The organism is Aminobacter niigataensis (genome assembly GCF_946995915.1).
Taxonomy (GTDB): Bacteria; Pseudomonadota; Alphaproteobacteria; order Rhizobiales; family Rhizobiaceae; genus Aminobacter; species Aminobacter niigataensis.
In genome coordinates this window covers 1,836,799-1,849,599 of the sequence record NZ_OX341517.1, presented here as the reverse complement: position 1 = coordinate 1,849,599, position 12,801 = coordinate 1,836,799, and the positions used below count along the sequence as shown (strand labels likewise).

General features: G+C 64.3%; 10 protein-coding genes. 4 read left to right on the top strand and 6 right to left on the bottom strand.

Going from position 1 to position 12,801, the window contains the following annotated elements:
• Positions 1-13 precede the first annotated feature (13 nt).
• The 3 genes from O1Y97_RS08970 to O1Y97_RS08960 all read right to left on the bottom strand — a co-directional run bounded on the left by O1Y97_RS08970 (position 14) and on the right by O1Y97_RS08960 (position 4,824).
• Positions 14-3,490: an indolepyruvate ferredoxin oxidoreductase family protein gene (locus tag O1Y97_RS08970; RefSeq protein ID WP_318763786.1), complete on the bottom strand. Its 3,477-nt coding sequence runs from the start codon at positions 3,488-3,490 to the stop codon at positions 14-16.
• A gap of 208 nt (positions 3,491-3,698) precedes the next feature.
• Positions 3,699-4,232 carry a hypothetical protein gene (locus O1Y97_RS08965; protein WP_318763785.1) on the bottom strand — a complete coding sequence of 178 codons (534 nt, stop codon included), beginning with the start codon at positions 4,230-4,232 and terminating at the stop codon, positions 3,699-3,701.
• Positions 4,225-4,824 (bottom strand): CGNR zinc finger domain-containing protein, encoded by a 600-nt coding sequence (locus O1Y97_RS08960; RefSeq protein ID WP_318763784.1) that lies wholly within the window; start codon positions 4,822-4,824, stop codon positions 4,225-4,227. The genes O1Y97_RS08965 and O1Y97_RS08960 overlap by 8 nt, the downstream gene beginning before the upstream one ends.
• A 93-nt stretch (positions 4,825-4,917) precedes the next feature.
• On the opposite strand from O1Y97_RS08960, the gene O1Y97_RS08955 reads away from it, so the two are divergent.
• The 3 genes from O1Y97_RS08955 to O1Y97_RS08945 all read left to right on the top strand — a co-directional run bounded on the left by O1Y97_RS08955 (position 4,918) and on the right by O1Y97_RS08945 (position 8,359).
• A complete protein-coding gene (locus O1Y97_RS08955) occupies positions 4,918-5,823 on the top strand; it encodes a branched-chain amino acid ABC transporter permease (RefSeq protein ID WP_318763783.1) in 906 nt (301 codons plus the stop codon).
• A 206-nt stretch (positions 5,824-6,029) separates the two neighbouring features.
• On the top strand, positions 6,030-6,614 hold the full coding sequence (locus O1Y97_RS08950; protein WP_108607012.1) for a TRAP transporter small permease subunit: 585 nt from the start codon (positions 6,030-6,032) through the stop codon (positions 6,612-6,614).
• A complete protein-coding gene (locus tag O1Y97_RS08945) occupies positions 6,611-8,359 on the top strand; it encodes a TRAP transporter large permease (protein ID WP_318763782.1) in 1,749 nt (582 codons plus the stop codon). Before O1Y97_RS08950 ends, O1Y97_RS08945 begins: the two co-directional genes overlap by 4 nt.
• A 117-nt stretch (positions 8,360-8,476) precedes the next feature.
• Here the strand turns inward: O1Y97_RS08945 and O1Y97_RS08940 are convergent, their stop codons facing one another.
• Complete coding sequence (locus O1Y97_RS08940) at positions 8,477-9,589, bottom strand: TRAP transporter substrate-binding protein (RefSeq protein WP_108607010.1); 1,113 nt, start codon at positions 9,587-9,589, stop codon at positions 8,477-8,479.
• 298 nt (positions 9,590-9,887) lie between these two features.
• Here O1Y97_RS08940 and O1Y97_RS08935 point away from each other — a divergent pair, with 298 nt between their 5' ends.
• A complete protein-coding gene (locus tag O1Y97_RS08935; RefSeq protein WP_318763781.1) occupies positions 9,888-10,661 on the top strand; it encodes a gamma-glutamyl-gamma-aminobutyrate hydrolase family protein in 774 nt (257 codons plus the stop codon).
• A gap of 35 nt (positions 10,662-10,696) precedes the next feature.
• On the opposite strand, the gene O1Y97_RS08930 is transcribed toward O1Y97_RS08935, so the two are convergent.
• Positions 10,697-11,731 carry a LacI family DNA-binding transcriptional regulator gene (locus tag O1Y97_RS08930; RefSeq protein WP_108607008.1) on the bottom strand — a complete coding sequence of 345 codons (1,035 nt, stop codon included), beginning with the start codon at positions 11,729-11,731 and terminating at the stop codon, positions 10,697-10,699.
• A gap of 64 nt (positions 11,732-11,795) precedes the next feature.
• Positions 11,796-12,734, bottom strand: a complete 939-nt coding sequence (locus tag O1Y97_RS08925; RefSeq protein WP_108609744.1) for a DMT family transporter — start codon at positions 12,732-12,734, stop codon at positions 11,796-11,798.
• Positions 12,735-12,801 lie beyond the last annotated feature (67 nt).

Genomic DNA, 12,801 nt, shown 5'->3' with positions numbered 1-12,801 from the left:
CAAGTCGTATCAACTATTCGGCGGCCTGAAGCTCAGTTCTTGTCGGCGGCGCTTTCAACCTTGGGACGAGACGCTCGCGTTCGCCTGCAGCCTTTTCGACGCTGGCATGCTTGATGTGGCCATAGCCGCGGATCAGTTGCGGCACCGACGCAAGGCCTGCTGCCGCCTCGATGTTGTCGCTGGTCAGCGCGCTACGGATCAGTTCCAGATCGGCTTCGTAGCTGTCGAGCAACTGGCGCTCCATGCGGCGTTCGGCGGTGTAGCCGAAGATATCGAATGCGCTGCCGCGCAGCCCTTTCATCGCCGAAAGCAGCTTGAAGCCCTTCATCATCCACGGACCGAAACTCGACTTGCGCGGCACGCCATCGGCCCCCTTGCGGCCAAGGATCGGCGGCGCGAGATGGAATTCCAGCCGGTCGTAGTCCTGGAACTGCTTCGCCAGTTCGCGCTGGAACGAGCCGTCGGTGTAGAGCCGCGCAACCTCGTATTCGTCCTTGACCGCCATCAGCTTGAACAGGGAGCGCGCAGCCGCATCCGCGACCACGGCCGATCCGGGCCTGGCCTTCTCCTCTGCCGCGCGAAGCGAAGCAATGCGCCTGACATAGCGTTCGGCGTAGGCCGCGTTCTGATAGGCAGTCAGGAACTCGGCGCGGCGCGCGATCACCTCGTCGAGCGTTTGCGCCACCGCAGGCTCCGCCCCACGGCCGGAACGGTCGATCATCGCGCGGACGAACTCCGGCTCGTGTGCGGCGCGCCGGCCCCAGCGGAAGGCGGCGACGTTCATCGCCACGGCCTCGCCGTTGAGCCCGATCGCCTTTTCGATCGCCTCGGCCGACAGCGGCAGGCCGCCATGCTGGAAGGCGAAGCCGAGCATGAACATGTTGGCGCCGAGCGAATTGCCGAACAGGGCGGCGGCCGTTCGGGTGGCATCGAAGAAATGCGCGTTCGTATCCCCTGCCGCCTCGCGGATGGCCTTCTTGAGCCGCTCGGTGGGCAGCGAGAAGTCGGCTGAGCGGGTGAACTCGCCGGGCATGATCTCGGCGGTGTTGGCGACGAAGATGGTGTGGTTCTCGCGGACCGCCGCCAGCACCTTCTTGGCGCCCGACACGACGAGGTCGCAGCCCAGGATCAGGTCGGCCTTGCCGGCCGACACGCGGATGGCGTTGATGTCTTCGGGCGTGCGCGCGATGCGGACATGGGTGAACACCGAGCCGCCCTTCTGGGCGAGGCCGGCCATGTCGATCATGCCGCAGCCCTTGCCTTCGAGATGGGCGGCCATGCCGAGCACGGCCCCCACGGTGACGACGCCGGTGCCGCCGACGCCGTCGATGATCGCCGCCCAGCCGTCGCGGTCGAGCGCAAACTCCTTCGCCACCGGCACGCCCTCGAGCGGGTCGCCGGTGCCGGCAATGCCGTCGGCCTTGCGGATCTTGGCACCATGGACCGTGACGAAGGACGGGCAGAAGCCGTTGACGCAGGAAAAGTCCTTGTTGCAGCTCGACTGATCGATCTTGCGCTTGCGGCCGAACTCGGTCTCGACGGGCTGGATGGAGACGCAGCTCGACTTGACGCCGCAGTCGCCGCAGCCCTCGCAGACCAGCTCGTTGATGAACACGCGCTTGTCGGGATCGGGGAAGGTGCCGCGCTTGCGCCGGCGCCGTTTTTCCGCAGCGCAGGTCTGGTCGTAGAGCAGGACGGTAACGCCCTTGATGTCGCGCAACTCGCGCTGGACGAGGTCGAGATCGTCGCGGTGATGGAAGGTGGCGCCGACAGGAAACTGCGAACGCCCGCCATATTTGTCCGGCTCGTCGGTGACGACAGCGATGCGCTCGACGCCCTCGGCACGCACCTGGCGGGCGATCATGTCGACGGTCAGGCTGCCTTCATGCGGCTGGCCGCCGGTCATGGCGACGGCGTCGTTGTAGAGGATCTTGTAGGTGATGTTGGCATCCGAGGCGAGCGCGAAGCGGATCGCCAGCGTGCCCGAATGGTTGTAGGTGCCGTCGCCGAGATTCTGGAAGATGTGCTCGCGCTTGGTGAACGGCGCCTGGCCGACCCACTGCGCGCCCTCCCCGCCCATGGCGGTGAAGCCGATGGTGCTGCGATCCATCCACAAGGACATGAAGTGACAGCCGATGCCGGCGCCGGCGATCGATCCCTCGGGCACCTTGGTCGAGGTGTTGTGCGGACAGCCCGAGCAGAAGAACGGCGTCCGCGAGGCCACGTCCTTGGTGTCGGCAAGCATCGCCTGGTACTGGCGCAGCCGGCTGACGCGGGCCGCGATCTCCTCCGACGGCCCGATGACCTTGAGGATACGCTCGCCAAGCGCAATCGCGATGTCGTTAGGGTCGAGCGCGCCCTTGGCCGGAAACAGCCAGTCGCCGCGCTCGTCGCGCTTGCCGACCACCTTCGGCTGCATCGAGGTGCCATAGAGCTCCTCTCGCACCTGGGTCTCGAGGAGCGAGCGCTTTTCCTCGACGACGACGATCATCTCGAGGCCGCTGGCGAAGTCTTTGATGTGCTCGATGTCGAGCGGCCACGGACAGCCGACCTTGAACAGGCGGATGCCGAGCTGGTTGGCACGTGCCTCGTCGATGCCGAGATCGTCGAGCGCCTGGCGCACGTCGAGAAAGCTCTTGCCGACGGTGATGATGCCGATCTTCGGCTTGCGGCCGCCGGAATAGACGATGCGGTTGATGCCGTTGGCGCGGATGAAGGCGGAAGCGGCAGCGCGCTTGTATTCGTGCAGCCGCGCTTCCTGGCCAAGCTGGTCGAGCTCGTGGCGGATGTTGAGCCCACCGGGCGGCATGTCGAATTCGGGGATGACGATGTTGAGCCGATCGAGCGAGGCATCAACGGAGGCGGTCGATTCGATGTTGTCCTTGACGCATTTGATCGCGGCCCACGTGCCGGCGAAACGCGACAGCGCAAAGCCGTACAGGCCGTAGTCGATGAGTTCCTGCACCCCGCCCGGATTGAGGATCGGGATCATCGTGTCGACGAACAAGAACTCGGTGGCATGCGCATTGGTCGAGGATTCGGCGGTATGGTCGTCGCCCATCAGCGCCAGTACGCCACCCTTCTTCGACGATCCCGCAAGGTTGGCATGGCGAAAGACGTCGCCCGAACGGTCGACGCCGGGGCCCTTGCCGTACCAGACGGAAAAGACGCCGTCATGTTTGCCCTCGCCCAGAAGCTCGGTCTGCTGCGAGCCCCATACGGCCGTCGCCGCCAGTTCCTCGTTGAGGCCGGGCTGGAAGACGATGCTGGACTGGGCGAGCTGCTTCTTGGCCTTCCACAGCTGCAGGTCGAGGCCGCCGAGCGGCGAGCCGCGATAGCCGGAGACGAAACCCGCCGTATCGAGGCCGGCGAGCCGGTCGCGCTCGCGCTGCATCAACAGCATCCGGATGACGGCCTGGGCGCCGGAGAGGAAGATCCGCTCCTTGCCGAGATCGAACTTGTCATCGAGAGCGACGTCGTGAAGCGTCATCAGCATTTCCTGTGCCCGAACCGGCCCCCGATTCGGGCGGCTGACCTTGGGTAGCTTAGGGATAGCTTTTCCGGGCACGGCTGTCGCGTCAAACGAATTTCTTTGCACGGGGAAAAGAACAATCGAAGATGCTTTTGGCCGCTTGCCACGAAATAATCCGAGCGCAGAGGGCCGCAGCGCGCACGAATATTGAAGCTGACCGCAATGCTCAGGCCGGAGGTGGACAGTTCACGCCGCGGCCGCCGGGCAAATGCCCGTCCGGATATCCCTTGAGCTCAGGATTGAGGTCGTAGAACGGCCCGGCGACAAGCGGCTTGTCGGGCAGCACCGACTGGTCCTGCGACGAGACCATTGTCGTCTCGATCACCTGCATTGCCTCGCCCTTCGCCCCTTCGATGACGATCGACACCTTGTAGGGCCGGTCCTTGGCCACGCATTCAAGCGGCGGGCTTTCGATCGTCACCTTCTCGCTCAGCGGCCAGATCTTCTGGCGCACGGCAATCGCCTCGCCGCCTGCGGGGTTCTCGAAATTCACCACGGCTACTTCGCCTTCGCCGACCGGCTTGAGCGGCCGCAAGGTCACCATATAGCGGACGGTGGCGACGCGGTAATTGAACACGAACAGGCGGCCGGACAGCTCGAAGTGCTCGCCCTCGGCGCCGCTGTCGCGGCAACCGGCCAGCCCCATCAATGCCAGTGCGGAAAGTGCTATGGCAGTGCGCAAGAACCTCCGCTCAGGCATTCGCCACCTCCTCCTTGCGCCTGCTGTAATGACGCCTGGCCTTCTGGCGGTTGCCGCAGACGGCCATGTCGCACCACAGCCGGCTGCCGTTGCGGCTGCGGTCGACGAACAGCCATCTGCAGTTCGGACAGCTCCTGAGCCGGGACAGAGCATCGGTCGACATCAGAGACAGCGCCGAAACGGCAAGCGCGGCCTCGAATGCCAGCGGTTGCGCCGACACGCCGAAGGGCGCAGCCGCCGTCAACGTTTCGCGCGACCCGGCGAGCCCCCGGGCACAGGCATCGAGGAAATCAGGCATGTCGGCCGATGCCAGCCCGCCGGCAACCACTGCGCCGCGGAAAAGCCGGTCCGTGGTCTCGCGAAGGGCGATGACCTTGCCGGCGATGGCATGCGGGTCGGCTGCGGCAAGTGCCCGGCCCTTGAGTTCATCGGCGCGAAACGTCGTCGCCGCAACCGCAAAGCGGGCGATCTCGGCGGGATCGTCGAAGCGGTCGAAGCCGCGCTCGGCGTCGCCGCGCAGCACGACCGTGTTGGCGGTGTCGAGCGCAAGCGCGCCGCCGGAAAAGCGATGCCGGGTCCAGGAAACTGACATGGTTTAATCTAACTGGTAAAGCCAATTTGACAAGTTAGATTCGCGGGCGCAATTTTGCGGCGATGCGGAACGTACCGACCAGCCAGAAAGCGCATGCTCTATCTCCTGCAACAGCTTCTCAACGGCGTGCATTCGGCGGCGATCTATGCACTGCTGGCTTTCGGCTATGCGCTCGGCAACGGCCTTCTCCGTCGAACCAACCTTGCTTATGGCGGCATCTTCGCATTCTGCGGCCAGACCATGATCCTCACCGCGGTCTATGGCTGGCAGGTGCTTTGGCTGACCCTGCCCGCGACGGTCGCCTTCGGCATCCTCATCGCGCTCGCCTATGCGGGATTGCTGAGCCGCCTGCTGTCGCGCGCCGTCTTCGCCCCGCTCGCCACCCGCTCGCCCAATGCGATTGTCGCCGCCACGCTCGGCGTGCTGATGGTGCTGTCGGAATTGAGCCGCATCGCCGCCGACACGCATGACTATTGGCTGCCGCCGATGCTGGCGACACCGGTGGTCTTCGCCTCCGGCGGCAATTTCGTCGCGACGCTGACGGTCATCCAGCTGATCAATACGGCGATCGTCGTGCTGATGATCGTCGGCGGCGCGGCTTTCCTGGCCCGCTCCGATTTTGGCCGGCATTGGCGCGCAACGGCCGACGATCCGTTCGCAGCGCGCCTCTGCGGCATCGACACCGCACGCGTGTTTCATCGCGCGCTGTTGTACGGCGGCCTCTGTGCCGGCCTCGCCGGCGTTTTGGCAGCGCTCTATTACGGCAATCTCGGCTTCGGTGCCGGCCTCGTCTACGGGCTCAAGATATTGTTCATCACCGCGGTCGGCGGCTACTATGCCCCTGGAAGGGCAGCGCTCGGCGCCGCCGCCTTCGGCATGGCCGAGGCCCTGTGGGCCGGCTACTTCCCGATCGAATGGCGCGATGCCTGGATGTATGCGCTGCTCGCCGCAATGCTGGTGCTGGCAGGCGACCGCAAGGACGCGCCCAGCGCTGTCTGAAGCACAGCTTCTGGCGTGCGACTTTGGTTGAATGTCGCAGCGTCAGCGCAGCTTTTTCCCCGGATTTGCAACCTTCGCAGCGGTTGACGCCATAGCGCTGTTATGTTGACGCGGCACCCATGACCGGCATACCCATGGACATCGGGGAATGCCGGAAAAAGAACGTCGGGGAACAACGGCTGCCCCATCAAATCAGGGAGGAATGCATGGCAGGGCTGCTCGCTCTATCCAGGGTCATTGACCGTATCAACGAGGCAATCGGAAAGATGGTCGCCTGGGCGATCCTTGTTGCCATCCTCGTCAGTGCGGGTAACGCGATCGTCCGCAAGGCGTTCAACATGTCGTCCAACTCCTGGCTGGAGCTGCAATGGTACCTGTTCGGCGCCGCCTTCATGCTGGCTGCCGCCTATACGCTCAAGCAGAACGAGCACATCCGCATCGACGTCGTCTACGGCATGTTCTCGCGCCGCGTGCAGCACTGGATCGACCTGCTCGGACACCTGCTGTTCCTGATGCCGTTCGTCCTCCTGATGATCTACTATTTCATCCCCTATGTGAGCCTGTCGTTCCGCTCGGGCGAAATGTCGTCGAGCGCCGGCGGCCTGATCCTGTGGCCGGCCAAGGCGCTGCTGCTGATCGGTTTCGTTCAGCTCGGCTTCCAGGGCATTTCGGAAATCATCAAGAAGGTCGCCATCATGCGCGGCGACATGGATGATCCCACCCCATTCATCTCTGCCCACGAACAGGCGGAACTCGAAGGCAAGGCGCTCGCCGACGAGGTGCGCTCATGATCGAGTTCATCGCCCAGAACATGGCGCCGATCATGTTCTTTTCGCTCATCATCTTCATGCTGGTCGGCTACCCGGTCGCCTTCTCGCTCGCCGCCAACGGGCTGCTGTTCTTCCTGATCGGCGTGGAACTCGCGCCTTTCTCCAACGGCAGCATCAACCTGTCCTGGCCGCTTCTCTACGCCCTTCCGGAGCGCTTCTGGGGCGTGATGGCGAACGAGACTCTGCTGGCGATCCCGTTCTTCACCTTCATGGGTATCGTGCTCGAACGTTCGGGCATGGCCGAAGACCTGCTCGACACCATCGGCCAGCTTTTCGGGCCGATCCGCGGCGGCCTTGCCTATGCGGTGATCTTCGTCGGCGCCCTGCTTGCAGCCACCACCGGCGTGGTTGCCGCCTCGGTCATCGCCATGGGCCTGATCTCGCTGCCGATCATGCTGCGCTACGGCTATGACCGCCGCCTTGCCTCTGGCGTCATCGCCGCGTCAGGCACGCTGGCCCAGATCATCCCACCCTCGCTCGTGCTCATCGTGCTCGCCGACCAGCTCGGCCGCTCGGTCGGCGACATGTACAAGGGTGCGCTGATCCCCGGACTGGTGCTGACCAGCCTCTACATGGGCTACATCCTGCTGATGTCGATCATCCGGCCGAAGGCGATGCCCGCACTGCCGCTCGAGGCCCGCACGCTCGGTCATGGCGTGACCTCGCTGTTCGTGGCGCTGCTGTTCGCCGCCGTGATCGCCTATGCCGCTCATGTCTATCTGTCGCCGACCCACGGCGCCAACGCCGACATCCTCGGCGCCTGTGTCGGCATCATCGTCATCTACATCGTGGCGATCGCCGACCGTAGCCTCAAGACCAACATGATGTCGCGGCTGGCCCAGCAGGTCATCATCGTGCTGATCCCGCCGCTGGCCCTGATCTTCCTCGTGCTCGGCACCATCTTCCTTGGCATTGCGACGCCGACGGAAGGCGGCGCGATGGGCTCGGTCGGAGCCCTGATCATGGCCGCGGCGAAGGGCAGGCTGTCCTTCGACGTGATCAAGCAGGCGCTGGCCTCGACCACGAGGCTGTCGTCCTTCGTCATCTTCATCCTGATCGGCGCGCGCGTCTTCTCGCTCACCTTCTACGGCGTCAACGGCCATCTCTGGGTCGAGCACCTGCTGGTGTCGCTGCCCGGCGGCGAGGTCGGCTTCCTTATCGCCGTCAACATACTGGTCTTCCTGCTCGCCTTCTTCCTCGACTTCTTCGAACTGGCCTTCATCGTCGTGCCGCTTCTGGCGCCTGCCGCCGACAAGCTCGGCATCGACCTGATCTGGTTCGGCGTCCTGTTGGGCGTCAACATGCAGACCAGCTTCATGCATCCGCCCTTCGGCTTCGCGCTGTTCTATCTGCGTTCGGTGGCAGCGCGCGTGCCCTATCTCGACAGGATCACCGGCAAGAACATCGAGCCGGTGACCACAGGGCAGATCTATTGGGGCGCCGTTCCCTTCGTCTGCATCCAGATCATCATGATCGGGCTGACCATCGCCTTCCCGCAGATGGTGATGCACTACAAGGGTCCGACGGTCGACCCGAGCAGCATCGAGATCAAGATGCCTGACATGCCCAGCCTGGATGGCGGATTTGGGCTGCCGCCGCTCGGCGCTCCGCCTGCCGGCGGCGCCGCTCCGGCAGCGCCGGGTACCGCGCCTGCCCAACCGGCAGCCCCGGCCCCCGACCTGTCCAAGCCGCCGAGCTTCAACTGAACCTGTCGGCAAGCAAAAAGGGCGCCCACGGGCGCCCTTTTTCGTTCCGGCCTTGGCCGCTGGCAAAGAAAAACCCCGGGGCGGCGCCCCGGGGTCTCTTCGCGAGTAGCGATCAGCTCAGAGTTTGCCGCCGCGCTGCTGTACCATCATGAAGGTGTCGTAGTTGTATTCGGCGACCTGCATGTTGAGGTAGTAATCCTTGCGGAAGGCCTTGATCGATTCCCAGGTCTTCTTGAATGTGGCGTTGCCCGCCTCGATCTCGGCATAGGTCTGGTTTGCCGCGTCGAAGGATGCCGACATGATCTCGGGGCTGAACGGACGCAGTTGGGCGCCGGCCGCAACGAGGCGTTTCAGAGCGGCCGTATTGAGCCAGTCGTAGGCGGAAAGCATGTTCGCGTCCGCCGCCTGGCAGGCCACCTTCAGCACCGACTGGTACTGCTTCGGCAGTTCCTCGAACTTGGCCTTGTTGAACAAGGAGTGCACGGTCGGACCGCCTTCCCACCAGCCGGGGTAGTAGTAGAACGGCGCGACCTTCACGAAGCCGAGCTTTTCGTCGTCGAACGGGCCGACGAACTCCGCGGCATCGATCGTGCCCTTTTCCAGGGCGGGATAGATGTCGCCGCCAGCGAGCTGCTGGGGAACGACGCCGAGGCGTTCGAGCACCTTGCCGGCAAACCCGCCGACGCGGAACTTGAGGCCCTGGAGATCGGCGACCGTGTTGATCTCCTTGCGGAACCAGCCGCCCATCTGGACGCCGGTGTTGCCGCTAGGGAAGCCGACGATGCCCTGCGTTCCCAGGAACTCATTGAAGAGATCGATGCCGCCGCCCTGATAGTGCCATGCGTTGATGCCGCGCGCGTTGAGCGAGAAGGGCACCGCCGAGCCGAGCGCCCAGGTCGGGTCCTTGCCCCAGAAATAGTAGCAGACCGTATGGGCGGCCTCGATCGTGCCGGCCGTCACGGCGTCTGCGACCTGCAGCGCGGGAACGATTTCGCCCGCAGCGAAAACCTGAATCTGAAAATTGCCGTCCGTGACTTCCGACACATACTTTGAAAGCGTCAGTGCCCCGCCGAAGATCGTGTCCGAAAGCGACTTCGGGAACGACGAGGCCAGGCGCCACGTAACCTTGGGATTGGACTGGGCAATTGCCGGTGCTGCAAGCGTCGCGGCAGCCGCCGCTGCCCCGACGCCGGTCGCGCCGGCCTTCCTGATAAATGAACGGCGATCCATCAAATTCCTCCCATGCTGAACCGAAAGAACCTATGCGACGCTGAGGAAATTGTTGGCCTCCCCCCACTACGCGCCCGCGACAATACACGGCGAAGGGTGCGAGTAAAGCGCGCCCGGCCGGGCGCTCGAAGTTTGGCCTAGGAAAACGCTGCGGCAACCCAAGCATCTAAAACTATAGTCTAATCCCGATTTCGCGACGCATGACAGGCATGCAAACTTGTGTTGGAAAAGAGCCTTCGGATCGCCTATTTTATGGGCAAGGAAACCGCATGCTTCCCACAAGGATCTGAACCTCATCATGCACCAGCCGCTTGTCGCCGTGTCGACCGATGTCCGCCAGTTCGATAACTACACCTGGCATGCGGCGCCCCAGCAATATCTGGAGGCGGCGATATCGGGCGCCGGCGTACTGCCGCTTCTTGTGCCGTCGTTCGGCGACCGGCTCGACTTCGACGAACTGCTTTCGTCTGTCGATGGCATCATGCTGACCGGCTCCAAGTCGAACGTCGACCCGCGCCTCTACGGCGAGGAAGCGACCGAAGCCAACGGTCCCTACGACCCGGCGCGCGACTCAACCACCATGCCGCTGATCCGCAGGGCGATCGAGCGCGGCGTGCCGCTGCTCGCCATCTGCCGTGGCATCCAGGAACTCAACGTCGCTCTCGGCGGCAGCCTCGCCACCGAGATCCAGGAACGCGAAGGCTCGATGGATCACCGCGCCCCGGTGAGCGACATCCAGGACGAGCGTTTCGCCATCCGTCAGACGGTCACCATCAAGCCCGGCAGCTGCCTGGCTGGCGTGTTCGGCCCCGGCGACATCATGGTCAATTCGGTGCACCGCCAGGCGGTCGAGCGGCTCGGCCCGAAATTGCAGGTCGAGGCGGTGGCGCCGGACGGCACGGTGGAGGCGGTGTCCGTGCGCGACTCGCGCGCCTTCGCCGTCGGCGTGCAGTGGCACCCGGAATACTGGGTTGGTACGGACGACGTCTCGCAGCGCATCTTCAAGGCGTTCGGCGATGCCGTCCGTGCGCATGCCGTCGCACGCCATGCGGCAAGGACGGCGGCAGAGTAAGTTCTACGCCCCGGGGCAACTGTCCCAGCCGGTTTTCAAGTCCGCTCTTTGGGCTTTCCAGTCGACTGCCGGACGTGCAACTCCGGCTTGATCAGTTCCTGCGACGGCCGCACCGACTGGCCGTTGAGCTTGTCGAGCAGCGCACTGGCGGCGCGGCGGCCGACCTCGCGCTGGCCGTTCCACACCGTGGTCAGCGCCGGCGTTGCGATCTGTGCTTCCTCGAGGTCGTCATAACCGGTGACGGAGACGTCAATGCCCGGCACGAGCCCGGCGCGGGCGATGCCGTTCATCAGGCCGATGGCGACGAGGTCGTTCCAGCAGCAGGCGGCGGTCGGCTTGTCCTTGAGCGCCAGGAACTGCCCGGCCGCCTCGAAACCGCCCTGCTTGGTGCGCGGACCGGCGATACGCCACGACGGCAGCACTTCGAGCCCAGCCGCCTCCATCGCGTTGACATAACCCTGGTAGCGGTGACGGCCGGTCGATGTCTGGTCAGTGCCGCCGATCATGGCGATGCGCTTGTGCCCGAGCGAAATGAGGTGGTTGGTGGCGAGCGCGGTGCCATAGGCGTCGTCGCCCCGGAACACCGGTACTTCCGCGCCCTCGACCGATCGCGCGATCAGTACGGCAGGCAGGCCGTTTTCCTCGGCCATGATGATGTCTTCGGCCGGCGTGCCGATGGCTGGCGACATGATCACGCCGTCGGCGCCGAGCTGCAGCAACGTGTCGACGAAGGTGCGCTGCTTTTCGAGGTCGTCGTAGTGGTTTGAAAGGATAAAGGTCTGCCGGCTGCGGTCGAGCTCGCTCTCGATGGAGCGCAGGATCTCGGCGTAGAACGGATTCATGATGTCGTGGACGACGACGCCGACGATGCCGGAACGCGAGGTGCGCAGGCTGGCAGCGCGGCGATTGTAGATGTAGCCGATCTCGCGGGCGTGCTGCTTGATGCGGTCGCGGGTGGCGTCGGCGACGAGCGGGCTGTCCCGCAGCGCAAGCGACACGGTAGCGGTCGACACACCCAGCGCGTCGGCAATCGTCGAAAGCTTGATCTTCTGAGCCAGCGGGCCCTCCATCCGCAAGCGTGAACGGACGGTCTTTTAAACCGTTTAAAGCCGTATGCCATTGTTCAACGGCAAATCAAAGCTTTTTTGCCAGCTCCTCGGCTTCGGCATTGGGCGCGGCACGGTTCTTGACCCGCAACTTGTGCTCGCGGTGGATGATGTAGAGGCCACTGGCAACGATGATCGCAGCCCCCGCGAGGGTGTAGCGGTCGGGCAACTGGTCGAAGACCAGCCAGCCGAGGATGATCATCCACACCATTTGCAGATAGGGGTAAGGCGCAAGCGCCGTGGCTGTGGCGCGCTGATAGGCCTTGATCAGCAGCCAGTGGCCGAACCCGCCGAAGACTCCCAGCCCGAACAGCACCAGCCAGTCATAGAGATGGGCGGGCATCGAACCTGCCAGCGGCAGCGCCGGCAGCATGAAGATGGCGGGCACGACAGCCGAATAGAGGATCAGGCTCTCGGCCGTTTCGCGGCTGCCCATCTGCCGGGTCATGATGGTGTAGAGCGACGAGCTCAGCATGGCGCAGATCGAGAACAGGTGGCCGATGCCGAAGCCGCCGAAACCCGGTCGGGTGATGACGATCACGCCGATGAACCCGACCGAGACGGCAAGCCAGCGCCGCCAGCCGGCCCACTCGCCGAGCAGCGGCCCGGCAAGCGCGGTGATGACCATCGGGCTGGCGAAATTGATCGACACCGTTTCGGCGAGTTGCAGTGTCTGCAGCGCCATGAAGTTGAAGATGGTCGAGCCGAACATGAACACGGCGCGCAGTATCTGCAGCCAGATGTTCTGCGGCACCAGGCGCTCGGGCCGCCGCCACGCCTTGAACAGCACCATGACGAGCATTGCATGGACCGCAAAACGCACCCAGGTGACGAAAGGCGCGGCCATGCCCGACGTCACCAGGTGCTTGGCGCTGGTGTCGAGGAAGGAAAAGACCAGGCCCGACGCGAATATCAGCAGGATCGCCGATGACGGCGTTGCAGTTTCTGCTGGTTTTTCAGGAGTCACGCTGGCAGGCCGGATGGGACGGAGGATCACTCGCTATTGCGCCAATAGGCGCCGCCCGGCAAGGCAA

Excerpts from the sequence above, each read along its gene's own strand:
- O1Y97_RS08940 (WP_108607010.1), bottom strand. The coding sequence starts at position 9,589 with ATGGATCGCCGTTCATTTATCAGGAAGGCCGGCGCGACCGGCGTCGGG.
- O1Y97_RS08970 (WP_318763786.1), bottom strand. The coding sequence starts at position 3,490 with ATGACGCTTCACGACGTCGCTCTCGATGACAAGTTCGATCTCGGCAAG.
- O1Y97_RS08935 (WP_318763781.1), top strand. The coding sequence starts at position 9,888 with ATGCACCAGCCGCTTGTCGCCGTGTCGACCGATGTCCGCCAGTTCGAT.
- O1Y97_RS08930 (WP_108607008.1), bottom strand. The coding sequence starts at position 11,731 with ATGGAGGGCCCGCTGGCTCAGAAGATCAAGCTTTCGACGATTGCCGAC.
- O1Y97_RS08955 (WP_318763783.1), top strand. The coding sequence starts at position 4,918 with ATGCTCTATCTCCTGCAACAGCTTCTCAACGGCGTGCATTCGGCGGCG.
- O1Y97_RS08960 (WP_318763784.1), bottom strand. The coding sequence starts at position 4,824 with ATGTCAGTTTCCTGGACCCGGCATCGCTTTTCCGGCGGCGCGCTTGCG.
- O1Y97_RS08965 (WP_318763785.1), bottom strand. The coding sequence starts at position 4,232 with ATGCCTGAGCGGAGGTTCTTGCGCACTGCCATAGCACTTTCCGCACTG.
- O1Y97_RS08950 (WP_108607012.1), top strand. The coding sequence starts at position 6,030 with ATGGCAGGGCTGCTCGCTCTATCCAGGGTCATTGACCGTATCAACGAG.
- O1Y97_RS08945 (WP_318763782.1), top strand. The coding sequence starts at position 6,611 with ATGATCGAGTTCATCGCCCAGAACATGGCGCCGATCATGTTCTTTTCG.